Source organism: Nocardioides sp. L-11A (assembly GCA_029961745.1).
In the GTDB taxonomy this organism is placed as follows: Bacteria; Actinomycetota; Actinomycetes; order Propionibacteriales; family Nocardioidaceae; genus Nocardioides.
The window spans coordinates 1,429,860-1,446,354 of the sequence record CP124680.1; the positions used below are offsets into that span (position 1 = coordinate 1,429,860).

The window sequence follows — 16,495 nt, forward strand, 5'->3', positions numbered from 1 at the left end:
CGGGTGGGGGACCTCAGCCTGACCGTCGTCGCGCTCCTCGCCCTCGCCGCCCTCACCGCGGGGTTCGTCGACGCCGTCGTCGGGGGCGGCGGCCTCGTCCAGCTGCCGGCCCTGCTGCTCGGCCTGCCGGGGGCCAGCCCGGTCCAGGTGCTCGCGACCAACAAGATCGCCTCCGTGTGCGGCACCGCGGTCAGCTCGCTGACCTACTACCGGCGGATCGGTCCCGACCCGCGCACCTTCCTCCCGCTGATGGCGCTCGCGCTCGGTGGCGCGTTCTCCGGCGCCCTGCTGGCGTCCCGGATCCCGCGCGACGCCTTCGAGCCGATCGTGCTGGCGGCGCTGGTCGCCGTCGGTGGGTACGTCCTGATGCGCCCCGCGCTGGGGGAGCGGACCGCGCTGCGCTTCGCGGGGCATCGGCATCTCGCGGCCGCGATGGGCGTCGGGTTCGTGATCGGCTTCTACGACGGCATTCTCGGCCCGGGCACCGGCAGCTTCTTCGTCTTCGCCCTCGTCGGCCTGATGGGCTACGACTTCCTCCAGGCCTCGGCGAAGGCGAAGCTCGCGAACTTCGCGACGAACCTCGGGGCGCTCCTGCTCTTCGTGCCCAGCGGGGCGGTGCTGTGGGACGTCGGGCTGATGATGGGCGCCTGCAACCTGGTCGGCGGCTACCTCGGCGCACGGACGGCCGTCGCGCGCGGCTCCCGGTTCGTCCGGTGGTTCTTCATCGCGGTGGTGAGCGCCTTCGTCGTCAGGATCGGCGGCGGGGTGCTCGGCCTGTGGTGAGGGCAGCGGGGACGTCCTAGCCTGGAGCCATGAGCATCCCGGTGGACCCCGCGGACCTGCGCCAGGCCCTGGCCGACTTCGACAGCGGCTACCTGCTGACGACCTCCTCGGCCCAGGTGAAGGTCGTGACCGTCGACCCGGTGGCCGGCGACGACGGCGTCCTGCGGATCGCCGGCCCGGGGAGGGGGACGCTGCGCAACCTCGCCGAGAACCCCACCGTGACGCTCGTGTTCCCACCGCGGGAGCGGCACGGGTACACCCTGCTCATCGACGGCACCGCCTCCGTCGACGGCGAGGACGTCGTGGTCACCGCCGGCGCCGGGGTGCTGCACCGGCCCGCCGCCCACGCCGACGGCCCGCTCCCGCCCGACGGCTGCGGCCACGACTGCGCGCCGGTCGGTCCGCCGGTCAGTCCGCCGGGGTGAATCCCGGCAGGAACTCCTGCATGATCGCCCGGAACGGCGCCTCCGCCTCGAGCTGGCTGAGCACGCCGACGCCGCCCAGCCAGGTGCGGTGGATGAGGACGTAGGACGGCGGCAGGTTCAGCTTGATGCTCACGGTGTACGCCGGGTCCCTGGGGTCGTTGATCCGCTGGAACTGTTCACGCATCCACTCCCGGCTGAACCGGAACCGCTCCACCAGCGTCGGGTCGACGAACGGCGAGAGATAGTCCATGAGCAGCTGCGGCTCGATCCGGATCCGGTCCTTGAGGAAGCCCTCGTCGCGCAGGCCCGCGATCAGCGCGTCGCCGTCGCCCGCCGCGCACAGGGTGATCAGCCGGCCCATCGGCTCGGGGAGCCCGCGCTGGGGGAGCCGGGCCACGGCGCCGTAGTCGAGGACGCCCAGCCGGCCCGGGGCGCCGTCGGAGTCGGGGATCACCCGGAAGTTGCCGGGATGCGGGTCGGCATGGAGGAGGCCGGTGCGGGCCGGCCCGGAGAACAGGAAGCGGGTGAAGATCTCGCCGTAGTGGTCCCGCTCCTCCGGCGTGCCGTCGGCGATGACCGCCGCCAGCGAGCTCGTCGACTCGAGCCACTCGGTGACCAGGACGCGGGGGCCGACGGCGACCACGTCCGGGACGACGATGTGCGGGTCGTCGCGGAACTCCCGGGCGAACTCCCGCTGTGCCTCGGCCTCGAGGTCGTAGTCGAGCTCCTCCCGGGCGCGCGCCTGGACCTCCTCGACGAGCGGCTTCATGTCGACGCCCGGGATCAGCGGGCCGATCGCCCGGGCGGCCCGGGCCAGGGTGCGCAGGTCGGCCAGGAGGGCGTCGCCGGCGTTGGGGTACTGGACCTTCACGGCGACCCGCCGGCCGTCGTGCCAGCGACCCTCGTGGACCTGGCCGATGCTCGCGGCCGCGGTCGGCGCCCCGTCGAGCCAGACCAGGCGCTCCTTCCAATCGGCACCGAGGTCCTCGGCGAGGAGGTCGCGGACGGTCTGGGTCGGCATCGGGGGAGCGGAGTCCTGGAGGCGGGTCAGCTGCTCGCGGTACGGCGCAGCCATCTCCTCGGGCAGCGCCGACTCCAGCACCGAGAGCGCCTGGCCGAACTTCATCGCCCCGCCCTTGAGCTCGCCGAGGGTCCGGAACAGCTGCTCGGCGGTGCGCTGCTGGATCTCGCTCATCACGGCCTCGGCCGGCGCCCCACCGAGGCGCTTGCCGAAGCCGACCGCCGTGCGGCCGGCGTACCCGAGGGGGAGTGCCGCGAGCCGCGCCGTGCGCGCTGCGGCCTTCCGGGGGAGGTCAGCCATGCCCCCAGTCTGTCAGGCCAGTCTGTCAGGTGACCCGGTGCGCGGGATCTGCTCCAACCGAACGGCTCAGGTGAGCGGCGTGCTGGCCGATGGGGGGCGATGACCGGCCCCGTGTACCCCTCCGCGCCGGGGTGACGCGAGACCCTGCGTTCTCACATATCGAATGGTCCAGGGTGAAGCGGTGTCGCAGGACACATCCGCATGCGCAAACTGGTCGGGCAATCGACCGGACAGCGCTCAGGAAAGCACCTAGCGTGATGGCCGATCAATGGGACACGCCCGTCTCGATTCCGTGGGAGGGAAGAGCGGGCACAAGGCTGGAGGGGCCTTCATCATGGGCGTAATTGCCGACCGTTCTTCGCGCGCGCCGTCACGGCGACCGGGCGCGATCCGTCGCACGGGCATTCGGATCGTCGCCCTGGCCCTGCTGGCCGGGGGCATCAACATCGGCGTCGGACTGTCACCGGCCACGGTGCCGGCGGCCCAGGCCGCCACGATCACCATCGGCCAGGTGACGGCGCAGATGAGCGATCACGCCCCGACCAGTGGCAACTGCATCAGGTACGCGCCGACGAACACCTCCACTAGCTCGGCCTATGTGACCTCCTCGGGTGAGGCGCGCACGGCGCACGGCTACGACAACAACTGTCCGACGAACCTGAGCATCAACTCGCAGAGCGCGGTCGGGGTCGTGCCGACGGCCGCCACCACCGCCCAGGACGGCACGCCCTTCCTGCTCGGGAAGGTGACCCACTACAACAACCCCGTCACCACGAGCGACGACCGCTTCACCGGGAAGATGAGCTTCCAGCTCGCCGGTGTCACCGGCGCCAACACCTTCACCTGGGACTGGACGCTGTGGGAGACCTCGAACAGCAGTTGGTCCTGCCCCAGCGATTGGTGGAAGGGCAACGGCAACTGCCAGGACCAGATCAAGTTCACCAGCGCGATCAGCCAGCAGACCGTCACCATCGGCGGCGCCAGCTACCGCCTCGCCGTCGACGGCTTCCGGGCGCCCTCCTCGAACGGCACCTGCCCGGCCGCGCCCGCCGGCGCCACCAACAACGAGTTCCTGACCGACGAGAACGCCCGGACCGCCGCCTGCATCTACGTCAGCCTGGTGCAGGTCCGGGACCTGAAGATCGTGAAGAAGGTCGTCGGTGCCGGCGGCGTCACCGTGCCGAACACGACCTTCGGGTTCGGCTCGACGTCCAACCGCACCGGCTCGCCCTGGGACGCCGGCTCGTTCAACCTGACCTCCAGCTCGAGCACGTCCGACTCCACGACCAAGGAGCTGCTGCAGACCGAGTCGGTCTCCGTCACCGAGACCGCGCCCAGCGGCGCGGGCAGTGACCGCTGGGCACTGACCGGCATCGCGTGTGTCGACGGCACCGGAGCAACGGTGCCGCAGGCGAGCTACAACCTCGCGGCCCGCAAGCTGGACCTCGCCAACGTCCCGGCGCCGGCCACGACCGCCGCCGGCCCGATCACCTGCACCTTCACGAACACCTACACCCCCAAGGGCACGCTGACCCTGGTCAAGACCGTCCAGAACGCCGGTGGCGGCAGCGCCACCGCGGCGAACTTCACCCTCACCGCGACCGGCCCCACGACGATCTCGGGCCCCGGCAACTCGGCAGCGGTCACCGCCCAGCGCGTCGGCACCGGCAGCTACGACCTCGGCGAGACCGGTCCGGTGGGCTACGTGGGTCAGGGCTGGTCGTGCACCGGTGGCACCGGCAACGGCGCGAACGGCTCCGTCACGGTGGGTGACGGGCAGAACGTGACCTGCACCGTGGTCAACCGCTACCAGACCGGCACGTTCAAGATCGCCAAGACGATCGCCGACCCGGCCAACGGCTTCACCGGTACGGCGAGCACGCCGTTCACCGGCACCTACAACTGCGGCAGCGGCAATGTCGCGTTCTCGGTCTCGACCGGCACCGTCTTCACGTCGCCGGCCATCCCCGTCGGCCGGACCTGCACCGTCACCGAGACCCAGCCCACCGGCAACCTGAAGAACGCGTCGTACTCCTGGTCGACGCCCACCTACGCCGACAACGGCGTCACCATCGCCGACGGCACCAGCCCGACGGTGAGGATCACCAACACGATCACCCAGGCGACCGGTTCGATCCGCGTCACCAAGATCGTCGCCCCGCGCGCGGGCACGCCCGCCGGCGGCTACACCGGAGGCAGCGCCCGCGCGTTCCCGGTGACCTACAGCTGCTCGCTGCCGGCCGACACGGTCGTCGCCTCCGGCACCGTCGACGTCACGCCGGGCACCCCGGCCGTCGTCCCCGGCATCGCCGCCGGCGCCACCTGCACCTTCACCGAGACGCTGAGCGCCGAGCCGGGCGACTTCGCCGACGGCTCCTACGGCTGGGACGGCAACGCCTTCGCGCCGGCGAGCGTCACCGTCGCGGCCGGCCAGACGACGTCGACCACGGTCACCAACCACTTCAAGCGCAACTTCGCTGACCTGGTCCTCAAGAAGGTCGTCCAGGGCGGCGGCTACGTCGGCACCGGCACGCCGTTCGCGGTCACCTACGACTGCGGCAACAACCCGGTCACCGTGAACCTCGCGGCGAGCGGCGCCCCGAGCCAGCAGACGGTGTCCGTCCCGGCCAACGTCAACTGCACCGTCGTCGAGACCGCGCCCGCGGGCAACCTGCTCGCCCCTTCCCACGAGTGGGGAACGCCGTCCTACGCCGGCCTGACCAACGGCACCGTCGCCGTGCCGAACGGCGGCTCCAAGACCGTCACCGTCACCAACCCGACGGTCCCGGTCTACGCCAAGCTCTCCGTCACCAAGGCGATCGCGCCGACGGCGCTCGCCTCGGGCGTCGCCTCGGGCACCACGTTCCCCGTCGCCGTCGCGTGTGACCGCCCGGCCAGCGGTGGTGGCGCGGACTACCAGCACACCTTCGACCTCGCCGTCGGGGGCACCGCGACCACGCCGGACCTCCCGGTCGGGACGTCGTGCACCGTCACGGAGAACGCGCCGAGCGGCTCGGCCGGTCTGGTCGACGAGTCCTACGTCTGGGACGGCGCGCCCGCCCCGGTCACGAAGACGCTGAGCACGAAGAACACCACGGTCGGCGTCACGGTGACCAACAAGATCAAGCGCGCCTACGGCGCCCTGGCCGTCACCAAGGCGGTCGACGGGCTGAACGGCGTCAACGGCGCGGGCACCACGTTCTCCGGGAACTGGTCGTGCGTCTACGGCGGCGACGCGCCCGTCACCGGCACCTGGCAGCGCACCGGCGCGGGCGCCGCGACGGTCAACGGCCCCACCGGCACGATCCTGCTCGGCTCGACCTGCACGATCACCGAGAACGCCCCGTCCCCGGCCGCGCCGAGCGCCACCGACGCCTCCTACGTGTGGGGCGCGGAGACGATCACGCCGGCGAGCGTCAAGGTCACCAAGGCGAACCCGACGGCCACGTTCACCGTGACCAACCCGGTACGCCGGGTCACCGGATCCTTCGCGGTGGGCAAGGTCGTCAACGGCGGCACCGCCGGCACGGCGTACGCCGACCAGCCGTTCACCTTCACCTACTCCTGCACCCCCGCCGGCGGCGGCACCGCGCTGACCGGCTCCCTGCAGGCCCGGGCCGGTCAGACGACCGGCCTGCCCGCGGGCGTCGAGATCCCGGCCGGCAGCTCCTGCACGATCACCGAGGGCGCCAACCCGGCGCCGATCGACCCCTACCGCTGGGACGACGGCGTCAGCTTCAGCGTCACCGGTGCGACCGGCTCGGCCTCGGGCCGCAGCGTCGACTTCACCACGCCGGCCGACGGCGGCGCCGTGACGGTGCAGGCCACCAACACGATCAGCCGCCGCGAGGTCGACGTCGCGGTGACCAAGCGGGTCGTCGACCCCGACGGCGGGTTCACCGGAGCGGCCAGCACCACCTTCCAGGTGTCGCTGACCTGTGCGGGCACCACCTACGGTCCGAACGGCGTCAAGGCCGGCGCCACGGTGAGCTTCACCGTGCCGCTCGGCGTGACCTGCTCGGCGAGCGAGTCCCCGATCCCGGCCGGAGCCGGCCTGGCGGACGCCTCCTTCGCCTGGTCCGCCGACCCGGACATCGCGCCCGCGTCGGTCAAGGCCGCCGAGGGCTCCTCGCCCACGATCACGGTGACCAACACCGTGGAGCGGGTGCGCGGCGCGGTCGACCTGACCAAGATCGTCGACGAGGCCGGGCACTCCGGCGTCCTCGCCGCTGACCGCACCTACGCCGGCACCTGGTCCTGCACCTACGGCGGGCAGTCGGTCGGCGGCGCTTGGACGGTCGACGGCGCGGGCACCGCCAGCCTCACCGGCCCGGCGGGCAACGTGCTGCTCACCTCGCAGTGCACCGCGACGGAGAACGACCGTGGCGCCGTGAGCGGCGACCCGTCGTACGTGTGGGAGACCCCCACGCTCACCGGGGTCACGGTGAGCGCCGCGGGCCCGAACACGCTGAAGGTCACCAACAAGATCAAGCGCCTCACCGGCGGCCTCCTCGTGACCAAGAAGGTCACCGGCGAGACCGACGGCTACACCCGCACCGGTGCCGACTTCACCGTGGCCTACCACTGCTACCTCGCGGCCCCGGCCACCGGGCCCTTCTTCGAGGGTGAGGTCCAGGTCGTCGCCGGTGCCGCCGCGGTGCCGCTGGCCGGCGGGATCCCGCGGGGCTGGACCTGCGAGGTCCGCGAGACCACCCCAGGTGCCCAGGTGCTGCGCGACGCGTCGTACGCCTGGGGCGAGCCCACGATCGAGATCGACGGTGACGAGACCGACACGGTCGAGATCGACGCCGACGGCGCCACCGTCGCGGTCGCCAACCCGATCACCCGGGTGACCGGCGACCTCGAGATCCGCAAGGCCTACGGCCCCGGCGTGACCTCGGGCGTCATCGCCTCGGGCACCGCGTTCACCGGCACCTGGTCCTGCGTCTACGACCAGGGCGAGGCGACGGAGGAGACCTTCTCCGGCACCTGGCGCGTCACCGGCACCGGCGACGCCGCGCTCACCCCCGACTCGGACCTGCCGCTCGGCGCGGTCTGCTCGGCAACGGAGGACGCGCTCGACGACGGTGACCTGACCGACACCTCCTGGACGTGGACCGCACCCCAGGTCTCCGGACCGGTCACCGTCGGCGCCACGACGCCGGCGCTGGTCGTCACCAACGACGTGAAGCGGGTCTACTCCGACCTCACCGTGGTCAAGGAATACGACGGCCCCGCGGCCGCCCTGCCCGGCGGCACCACCGTCCAGGGCGCCTGGAGCTGCAGCTACGACACCACGGTCGTCGGCCAGGGTCGCTGGGAGCTGCCCGCGACGGGTGGCTCGGTCCAGGTCGCCGGTCCGGCCGAGCGGATCCCCGCCGAGTCGGTCTGCACCGTCACCGAGGACACCCTCGACGACGGCGACCTCGCCGACGGCTCGTACACGTGGCTCGCTCCGGTCATCGCGCCGGACGACGGCGTCGTCACGCTCACCGCGGCCGGCGGCCAGAAGGTGACGATCACCAACGACGTCGCCCGCGTCTACGGGACCCTGGCGATCACCAAGGAGATCGCGGGCGGCCAGTCGCTCGACGACGACCTGACCTTCACCGGCGGCTACCGGTGCACCTACGGCGGCGACGCCCCGGTCACGGGGACCTGGACGGTCACCGACGAGGGCACCTTCACCGTCGGTGGCGTCCTGGTCGGCTCGACCTGCACCGCCACCGAGGACACTGCGCTCCGGCCCGCGCCGGTCGCCGGTGACCCCTCGTTCGTGTGGCAGGCGCCGGTCGTCGCGCCGGACTCGGTCACCGTCGGCGCCGGGACGAGGGTCACGCTGACCGTCACCAACACCGCGTCGCGGACCACGGGCGCCTTCGCCATCACCAAGGCGCTGACGGGTGCCACGGCCGGCGAGCCGAACGGCCAGACCTACACCTTCGACTACTCCTGCGTGGCCAAGAACGGCGACGAGGTCAAGGGCACCTCCGACGCCATCGCCGCGGGCGGGATCTGGAACGCACCCGACGTCCCGGTCGGCAGCTCCTGCACGGTGAGCGAGAACGCGCTCCCCGCGCTCGGTGACCCGTCGTACTCGTGGAAGGCCGCGGCGTACGGCGTCGCCGGCGTCGACGAGAACGGCGTCAGCACCGGGCCCGCCGGCGTCACCTTCACGCTGCCCGCCGGCCAGGCGGCGGTCGTCGTCACGGTCACCAACGAGCTCCAGCGGCACACCCGCGCCGTGGAGGTCGCCAAGACGGTCTCCGGGACGAAGGCGGGCTATGTCGGCGGCGACTTCGCCGTGGACGTGACGTGCACGCCGGTCAGCGGGGCCGAGATCACGCGGACCCTGACGGTCTCGCCGACCACGGCGGGCACCGTGAGCGACGTTCCGATCGGCTCCACCTGCACGGTCCAGGAGCAGGCGACCCGGCCGGCACTCGCCGACCCGTCGTACCGCTGGGGCACGCCGACCTACACCCCGTCCGGCCCGGTGACCGTCACCGCCGGCCAGGGCCCGGTCCGGGTCACGGTCGACAACCCGATCAGCCGGGTGTTCGGCACCTTCAGCGTGAAGAAGGCGCTGACCGGCTCCGGTGTCCCCGCGGGTGCCCCGCAGGGCGTCACCTACCCGTTCGACTACGCCTGTGACGTGCCCGGCACCGACGACCCGGTGACCGGCCGGATCGAGGTGCCCGTCGGCACGGTGACGGCGTACGACGGGCCGCGGCTGCCGCAGGGCAGCACCTGCCGGCTCACCGAGCCGACCGCGGACCTGCCCGCCCCCGACCGCGGCTTCGCGTGGGGCGACGTCAGCTACACCGTCGACGGCGATGCCGCCGGATCGGGTCGCGACGTCGACCTGACCATCGGCGCCGACACGACGGTCGCGGTGGTCGCCACCAACACGCTGCTGCGCACTCCCGGCGGCTACCGGGTCGCGAAGACCTCGGACCCCGGGTCCGGCGCGGTCGTGGCCCCGGGCGACGTGATCACCTACACGGTGACGATCACGCCCGACGGCACCAACCCGGTCGACGACGTCGTGGTCGTGGACGATCTCGCCGAGATCGCGCCGTACGCCACCGCCGTCGGCGCGCCCGTGGCCAGCCAGGGCACGGCGGTCGTCGACGGGCAGAAGATCCGGTGGACCGCGGGCACCGTCGACGGCAGCCAGCCGTTGACGCTGACCTACCGCTACCAGGTGGACGCCGCAGCCGTCGGTGTGGAGCTGCGCAATGTGGCCTCCGCGACGGGCGAGGTGCCGCCGACGACGTGCGAGCCGTGCCAGACGACGCACGAGACCAAGGCGGAGTGGGACCTGACGAAGACGGCCGACCCGGCCTCGGGCTCGCGGGTCGCGCCCGGCGGCTCGATCACCTACACGCTCACGGCCACCAGCCGGTCGAAGAAGACCGCGGTCGTCGGCATCGTGGTCGAGGACGACCTCACCGCCGTCCTGGGCAACGCGCAGCTCCAGCCGCTCGGCACGCCGAGCGCCGGCAGCGTCACCCGCACCGACAACCGCCTGGTGTGGCAGATCCCGACGCTGGCGCCGGGCGCAGTCGCCACGCTGAGCTACACGGTCGTCGTCAACACCGGCGCGTGGGGCGTGACCCTGCGCAACGTGGTCAGCGGCAGCGCGGAGGACACGCCGCCGTCGTCCTGCCCGAAGATCGGCAGCCCGGCGCGCGTGGCGAGCCTGTGCACCACCGAGCACACCACCCCGCCCAGCCCGGGCGATGTCGGTGGTGTCGACGACGGCGGCGGCAAGAAGGGCGGCGGCGACAAGGACGGTGAGGTCGGCGGCGTGGCTCTGCCGGACACCGGCAGCCCGGCCAGCCTGCCGTGGTTCCTTGTCTCCGGCGTGCTGATGCTGCTGTGCGGTGGCTACCTGATCGGCCGGAACCGGAAGGGCACCCACCGCGCCTGAGTGAGCCCCTCGCAGACGGGCGTGTCCTTCTCAGACAGGGAAGGGCACGCCCGTGTCGGTGGTTGACGACATGATCGTCGACGTGGTGGCCGGGCTGGTGGATGAGGGGGTTCGCGCGCTGGTCCTTGATGCCGGTCGCGGGCCCGAGAGCGAGCTGGAGCGCCGTGGTCGGTGTCTCGATGCGATCTGCCAGGATGCCGTCGGCATGTCACCTGCTCGGGTCGTCCTGGACTTCGACGAGACCCTGGTCGCCTCTGATCGTCGTCGCCTCTACGCGGCGGTGCCGTCGCAGGCCCGGGACGCCGTCACCTACGAGCATGCTCGCCGCAATGAAGAGCAACTCCTGGCCCTGCCGGACGTCGTTGCCTGGTGTTGGGCTCGTGGCGGGGATTGGCGTCGCCGGATCTCGCCGTAGATCGCACGAGTGCGCGAGGTCTGAGAAACGCGAAGCCCGAGCGCCACGTCCGTCCGGACGGGTCTCGGGCTCACTTCTTGGGGCTAGTGCCCCAAGCGCATCAAGTATCGCTCATGCCGCCGACAGAGCCAAGCGGATCGCATCGGCTCAGGCAGGGAAGGGCACACCCGTGTTGGCGTGGCACCGGTAGCCGTGCGGGACCTTGTGGAGGTACTGCTGGTGGTGCGGCTCGGCGTAGTAGTACGCCGGCGCGGGCGCGATCTCGGTGGTGATCTCTCCGTAGCCGCGACCGGCGATCTCGGCTCCGTACACCTGCGTCAGCTCGCGCGCGGTCTGCTCCTGCTCGGGCGACGTGTAGTAGATCGCCGAGCGGTACTGGCTGCCGATGTCATTGCCCTGACGCATGCCCTGGGTCGGGTCGTGGACCTCGAAGAACTGCTTGACGAGGTCGGCGTAGGTGACCCGGGCGGGGTCGAAGACGATCCGGACGGCCTCGGTGTGGCCGGTGCGGCCGCTGCAGACCTCCTCGTACGTCGGGTGCGGGGTGTACCCGCCGGCGTAGCCGACCGAGGTCGACCACACGCCCGGCACCTGCCAGTAGATCTCCTCGGCGCCCCAGAAGCAGCCGAGGCCGAAGATGGCGACCTCGAGGCCGTCGGGGACCTCGCCGGTGTCGGGGCCGGTCACCAGCGGGGTGTGCAGCACCTCGTGCAGCGGGGGGAGGGCGAACGCCGGGGCGGCGCGGCCGGGCAGTGCCTCGGTGGCATCGACGAGGTCGGGGGTGCGGCGGGAGAACATGCCTCCATTGTCTCCCCGCCGGCAAGCACGGCCGGCCGGCTCAGCCGTGGTCGGCGCACCAGGCGTCGCGCTTCGCCGGCTTCGCCTGGAAGACCGCACGGATCAGCTGGGCCTGGAGCGCCGAGTAGAGCTCGATCTCCTTCTCGACCAGCCGCCGTGCCGCGGGCTTCCTCGCAAGCACCAGCGCCTCGGCGTGACGCCAGACCATCTCCCGCCAGCCGCGCATGATCACGCCGGCGACCGCCTCCTCGGCCGTGCCGGCGTCGATGTCGTCGAAGGTCGGGTCGAAGCGGGCCGCTTCCTCCGCGAACACCGGGGCGTAGAGGCTGTCGAGACGGTTGTTGTAGCGGTTGTGGTCCGGCTTGTGACTTCCGTCGGGACCGGTGAGGCCCACGGCGGCGAGGACCCGCGGGAAGTCGCTGTTGATGTGGGCGTTCATGGCGAGCAGGAAGTTGCCGAGGCCGCTCATCGCCCGGTCGTCCTCGGCCTGTAGGGCGATGCGCCAGGCCGCGGGGATGCCGGTGCGCTGACCGGCCTCCCAGCGGCCGGTGGTGTCGAAGTACATCTCGGCGAACACCGCGTCGACCCGGTTCAGCCAGGCCCGGTCGGCGAAGTAGCCGCCGCGCACCGCGTCCCGGACGTTCTCGGTGACCCGGAGGTAGGCCAGGGAGAAGATCGCGCTGTGCGAGCAGGTGCTCGCCAGCCCGTCGAGCCGGGCCTCCATCCGGGCCACCACGTCGTCGATGCAGGCGTCCGCGCCGTCGACGCACACGTCGCCGGTGTACGGCGTCGCCGGCACCGGGATCGGCGCCAGCAGGGCGACCACGGCATCGAGCGGGGGGAGGAGCAGGCCGCGCAGGGGATCCGGGTCGTCGTCGTACCCGGCCGCTGAGGCGGGTGGCGCGACCAGTGCGCCGAGCGCGAGCAGGCAGGGCAGGACAACGGCGGCCAGGATTCGAGTGAGGGCGGTCACACCCCGAGAAACGAGCGTCCGCTCGCTTTGGTCACGAGAGGGCTGTGGAAAGCCGTTCGACACTGCAGCCCGGTCGGCGCACGATGGTGGTATCGCACTGATACCGAGAGGACTATCATGAGTGTCATGGCCTTCACCCTGCGGACCGACGCCGAGCTCGACGCCGCTCTGGCGACGCTGGCCGAGGAGTTCGGGCTGTCGAAGCAGGAGGTCGTTCGTCGACTTGTGCTCGCAGAGGCCGCGAAGACGAAGAAGAGGCATGACCTCGACGCGGTGCTGGACAGCGAGCTCCCGCGCTGGGCCGCCGTCCTCGACCGGCTCGGGCAGTAGTGGTCCGCTACCTCGATCTCGACGATGTTCTCCACATCGCTCGTCGAGCGATTGGCGCCGTCGAGATCCGAGACATCGGACTCCTGGAGGCTGCGGTGGCCCGGCCCGCCACGACTGTCTTCGGCGATGAGGCCTATCCGCGTACGCACGACAAGGCGGCCGCGCTGGTCCACTCCGTGGCGCGCAACCACGCGCTCGTCGACGGCAACAAGCGGCTGGCCTTCGCCTCGCTCTTCGCCTTCCTGGCTCTGAACGGAGAACGGATCACCCTGAGCGATGACGCGGCCTACGACCTCGTGATCGACATCGCCTCCGGTGTGCTCGACGATGTGGCGGAGATCGCCGACCGGATCGATGCCGGCACCGCTCCCGCAACCTTCGGCCGTTCACCTGAGTAGGCTCGAACGGTGAGCGCCAACGACATCAGCGGGGACACCCACGGGCACATCGACGAGCACCTGTCGGACGCCGGCTTCGAGACCCGGGCCATCCACGCGGGCTATCGGCCCGACCCGACCACCGGTGCGGTGATCCCGCCCATCTACGCGACCTCGACCTACGCCCAGGACGGCGTGGGCGGACTGCGGAACGGCTACGAGTACAGCCGCTCGGCCAACCCGACCCGGACCGCGCTGGAGTCGACGCTGGCGGCGCTCGAGGGCGGGGCGCACGGCTTCGCCTTCGCGTCCGGCCTGGCCGCCGAGGACACGCTGATCCGCGCGCTGTGCAAGCCCGGCGACCACGTGGTGCTGCCCAACGACGCCTACGGCGGTACCTTCCGGCTCTTCGACAAGGTGGCCACCGCCTGGGGCGTCGAGCACAGCCCGGCGCCGGTGACCGACATCGACGCGGTCCGCGCCGCGATCCGTCCGGGCACGACCCGGCTGGTCTGGGTCGAGACGCCCACCAACCCGCTGCTCTCGATCGGCGACATCGAGGCGCTCGCCGCGGTCGCCCACGACGCCGGGGCGCTGCTCGTGGTGGACAACACCTTCGCGTCGTCGTACCTCCAGCAGCCGCTGGCCCTCGGCGCCGACCTCGTCGTCCACTCGACCACGAAGTACGCCGGCGGCCACTCCGACGTCGTCGGGGGAGCCCTCGTCGTCGACGATGCCGACCTCGCCGAGCGGATCGGGTTCCATCAGAACTCCATCGGCGGCGTCGCCGGACCGTTCGACGCGTGGCTGGTGCTGCGCGGGCTCAAGACGCTCGCGCTGCGCATGGAGCGGCACAGCGACAACGCCGAGAAGGTCGCGGACTTCCTCACCGGTCACCCCGCGGTCAGCCAGGTGATCTACCCGGGCCTGGCCGACCACCCCGGCCACGCGGTCGCCTCGCGCCAGATGCGGCGCTACGGCGGCATGGTCTCCTTCCGGGTGAAGGGCGGCGAGGAGCAGGCGCTCGCGATCTGCGCGGCGACCTCCGTCTTCACGCTCGGCGAGTCGCTGGGCGGCGTCGAGTCGCTCATCGAGCACCCCGGCCGGATGACCCACGCCAGCGTCGCGGGCACCGACCTCGAGGTGCCGGCCGACCTGGTCCGGCTCAGCGTCGGCATCGAGACGTCCGAGGACCAGATCGCCGACCTCGAGCGCGCGCTGGCCGCCACGGCCTGAGCGCATCATCTAGCCTGACCGGGTGACCAGCGAGGAGCCGACCGAGCCCGCGACGCCGACCGAGCCCGAGCGGTCGACCGAGCCCGAGCAGGACCACGCGGTCGAGGAGGCCCGCGAGGACGAGCCGCCCCTGGGGCCCGACGAGGGGGAGCGCGAGGAGCGGCTGTTCCGCCGCTTCGCCCACCAGTGGGCGCTGGCCCGCGAGGAGCGGGAGGAGCGGCGACACGAGCAGCCGGGTTTCGCGACCGGGCCGTCCAACCTGCGCCGGGCGGAGGTGCCCTACGGCCTCGACCTGGCGGCGGGCTGGGCCTGGCGCCTGTTGCTCATCGCCGGCGCGGGCTACCTGCTGCTGTGGTTGGTCGGGTACTTCGCGGTCGTGACGGTGCCGCTCGCGGTGGCCCTGCTGATCAGCGCGCTCGCGGCGCCGTTCGTGCACCTGGTCACCCGCATCGGCGTACCCCGCGGGCTCTCGGCGCTGCTCGTCGTCATCACCGGCTTCGCCGTGGTCGGCGCCCTGCTGACCTTCGCCGGGCAGCAGGTCGCGGCGGGCGCCCAGGACCTGGCCGACTCCACGGTCAAGGGGCTCGAGGAGATCCGGGACTGGCTCAAGGACGGACCGCTCAACGCCAGCGACTCCCAGATCAACGACTGGCTCAAGAGCGCCCAGGACATGATCCGCACCCGCTCCCAGGACGGTGAGGTGATCTCCCAGGTCACCGAGGTCGGTGCCGCGCTGGGACATGTCGTCGCCGGCTTCTTCATCGCGCTCTTCGCGACCTACTTCTTCCTCGCCGACGGCGACCGGATCTGGTCCTGGCTGGTCCGGCTGGCGCCGCGCGCCGCGCGTCAGCGGGTCGACAGCTCGGGCCGGGTGGCCTGGCTCTCGCTCGTGCAGTTCGTGCGGGCGACCGTGATGGTCGCGCTCGTCGATGCGATCGGCATCGCGATCGGCGCGGCGATCCTGAAGGTCCCCTTCGTGCTCGCCATCGGGGTGCTGGTGTTCCTCGGCGCCTTCGTGCCGATGATCGGTGCGACGATCGCGGGCAGCGTGGCCATCCTGGTCGCGCTCGTCGACCAGGGCCCGGTCACCGCCCTGCTGATGTTCGCGGTCGTGATCGGCGTGCAGCAGCTCGAGGGCCATGTGCTGCAGCCGTTCCTGCTCGGGCGCTGGGTGTCACTGCACCCGCTCGGCGTGATCCTCGCCATCGCCTGCGGCGTGCTCGTCGCCGGTGTCGCGGGCGCCCTGGTCGCCGTACCGCTCGCGGCCGCGGCGAACGCGGTGGTCCTGCACCTGGCCGAAATGGCGGAGCCGCCGGCCCCCACGGGGGAGACCGGCGGCTCGGACGCGGAGGAGCCTCAGCCGGCGTAGGGCCGCGCGTCGAGGATGATCACGGTCTGCTGCTTGCCGTTGACCTCGTAGGAGACGGTCTCGCCCTTGCTGCGGCCGTTGATGGCCTGGCCGAGCGGCGACTGCGGCGAGTAGACGGTCAGGCCGTCGGGCTCGATCTCGCGCGCGCCGAGGAGGAAGGACTCCGCCTCGTCGTCGTCATCGCCCTCGAACTTGTAGGTCACGACCATGCCCGGCTCGACGACGCCGTCGTCCGGCGGCGTCTCGCCGACCTCGGCCCGGCGCAGCATGTCCTTGAGCTGGAGGATGCGGGCCTCGTTCTTGCCCTGCTCCTCGCGAGCGGCGTGGTAGCCGCCGTTCTCCTTCAGGTCACCCTCGTCACGCGCCGCACTGATCTCGGCCACGATCTCGGCGCGGCGAGGCCCCTGGAGATGCTCCAGCTCCGCCTGCAGCTTGTCGTAGGCGTCCTGGGTCAGCCAGATGGTGTTCTGACCGCTCTGGTCGGTCTGCGTCATGGGTGCTCCTGTGCTGCTCGTCGCGTACCCGTGCGGGT

General features: G+C 71.9%; 12 protein-coding genes. 8 read left to right on the top strand and 4 right to left on the bottom strand.

Annotated elements, in window-relative coordinates; translation table 11 throughout:
- Nucleotides 1-3: 3 nt before the first annotated feature.
- Together QJ852_06735 and QJ852_06740 are read left to right on the top strand one after the other, a co-directional pair.
- Nucleotides 4-783 (top strand): TSUP family transporter, encoded by a 780-nt coding sequence (locus QJ852_06735; protein WGX98133.1) that lies wholly within the window; start codon nt 4-6, stop codon nt 781-783.
- Nucleotides 784-812: 29 nt separating this feature from the next.
- Nucleotides 813-1,208, top strand: coding sequence for a pyridoxamine 5'-phosphate oxidase family protein (locus tag QJ852_06740; protein WGX98134.1), 396 nt, complete (start codon nt 813-815; stop codon nt 1,206-1,208).
- On the opposite strand, the gene QJ852_06745 is transcribed toward QJ852_06740, so the two are convergent.
- Complete coding sequence (locus tag QJ852_06745) at nt 1,192-2,529, bottom strand: AarF/ABC1/UbiB kinase family protein (GenBank protein ID WGX98135.1); 1,338 nt, start codon at nt 2,527-2,529, stop codon at nt 1,192-1,194. The genes QJ852_06740 and QJ852_06745 overlap by 17 nt on opposite strands.
- Nucleotides 2,530-2,863: 334 nt before the next feature.
- On the opposite strand from QJ852_06745, the gene QJ852_06750 reads away from it, so the two are divergent.
- Together QJ852_06750 and QJ852_06755 are read left to right on the top strand one after the other, a co-directional pair.
- Complete coding sequence (locus tag QJ852_06750) at nt 2,864-10,465, top strand: DUF5979 domain-containing protein (GenBank protein ID WGX98136.1); 7,602 nt, start codon at nt 2,864-2,866, stop codon at nt 10,463-10,465.
- A 70-nt stretch (nt 10,466-10,535) separates the two neighbouring features.
- Complete coding sequence (locus QJ852_06755; protein WGX98137.1) at nt 10,536-10,880, top strand: hypothetical protein; 345 nt, start codon at nt 10,536-10,538, stop codon at nt 10,878-10,880.
- 147 nt (nt 10,881-11,027) lie between these two features.
- Here the strand turns inward: QJ852_06755 and msrA are convergent, their stop codons facing one another.
- On the bottom strand, nt 11,028-11,678 hold the full coding sequence (msrA, locus tag QJ852_06760; GenBank protein WGX98138.1) for a peptide-methionine (S)-S-oxide reductase MsrA: 651 nt from the start codon (nt 11,676-11,678) through the stop codon (nt 11,028-11,030).
- A gap of 40 nt (nt 11,679-11,718) precedes the next feature.
- Nucleotides 11,719-12,651 carry a DUF5995 family protein gene (locus QJ852_06765; GenBank protein ID WGX98139.1) on the bottom strand — a complete coding sequence of 311 codons (933 nt, stop codon included), beginning with the start codon at nt 12,649-12,651 and terminating at the stop codon, nt 11,719-11,721.
- A 126-nt stretch (nt 12,652-12,777) separates the two neighbouring features.
- Between QJ852_06765 and QJ852_06770 the strand changes: the two genes are divergently transcribed.
- The 4 genes from QJ852_06770 to QJ852_06785 are packed head-to-tail and all read left to right on the top strand — an operon-like array spanning nt 12,778 to nt 15,963.
- On the top strand, nt 12,778-12,981 hold the full coding sequence (locus QJ852_06770; protein ID WGX98140.1) for a hypothetical protein: 204 nt from the start codon (nt 12,778-12,780) through the stop codon (nt 12,979-12,981).
- A complete protein-coding gene (locus tag QJ852_06775; protein WGX98141.1) occupies nt 12,981-13,379 on the top strand; it encodes a type II toxin-antitoxin system death-on-curing family toxin in 399 nt (132 codons plus the stop codon). The genes QJ852_06770 and QJ852_06775 overlap by 1 nt, the downstream gene beginning before the upstream one ends.
- Before the next feature lie 60 nt (nt 13,380-13,439).
- Nucleotides 13,440-14,594, top strand: a complete 1,155-nt coding sequence (locus QJ852_06780; GenBank protein WGX99540.1) for a cystathionine gamma-synthase — start codon at nt 13,440-13,442, stop codon at nt 14,592-14,594.
- Nucleotides 14,595-14,616: 22 nt separating this feature from the next.
- Complete coding sequence (locus QJ852_06785; GenBank protein WGX98142.1) at nt 14,617-15,963, top strand: AI-2E family transporter; 1,347 nt, start codon at nt 14,617-14,619, stop codon at nt 15,961-15,963.
- Here the strand turns inward: QJ852_06785 and greA are convergent.
- A complete protein-coding gene (gene greA / locus QJ852_06790; protein WGX98143.1) occupies nt 15,951-16,457 on the bottom strand; it encodes a transcription elongation factor GreA in 507 nt (168 codons plus the stop codon). The two genes, QJ852_06785 and greA, sit on opposite strands and share 13 nt — an antisense overlap.
- Nucleotides 16,458-16,495 lie beyond the last annotated feature (38 nt).

Coding starts and splice junctions, on each gene's coding strand:
- QJ852_06770 (WGX98140.1), top strand. CDS start 12,778: ATGGCCTTCACCCTGCGGACCGACGCCGAGCTCGACGCCGCTCTGGCG.
- QJ852_06745 (WGX98135.1), bottom strand. CDS start 2,529: ATGGCTGACCTCCCCCGGAAGGCCGCAGCGCGCACGGCGCGGCTCGCG.
- QJ852_06755 (WGX98137.1), top strand. CDS start 10,536: ATGATCGTCGACGTGGTGGCCGGGCTGGTGGATGAGGGGGTTCGCGCG.
- QJ852_06740 (WGX98134.1), top strand. CDS start 813: ATGAGCATCCCGGTGGACCCCGCGGACCTGCGCCAGGCCCTGGCCGAC.
- QJ852_06750 (WGX98136.1), top strand. CDS start 2,864: ATGGGCGTAATTGCCGACCGTTCTTCGCGCGCGCCGTCACGGCGACCG.
- greA (WGX98143.1), bottom strand. CDS start 16,457: ATGACGCAGACCGACCAGAGCGGTCAGAACACCATCTGGCTGACCCAG.
- msrA (WGX98138.1), bottom strand. CDS start 11,678: ATGTTCTCCCGCCGCACCCCCGACCTCGTCGATGCCACCGAGGCACTG.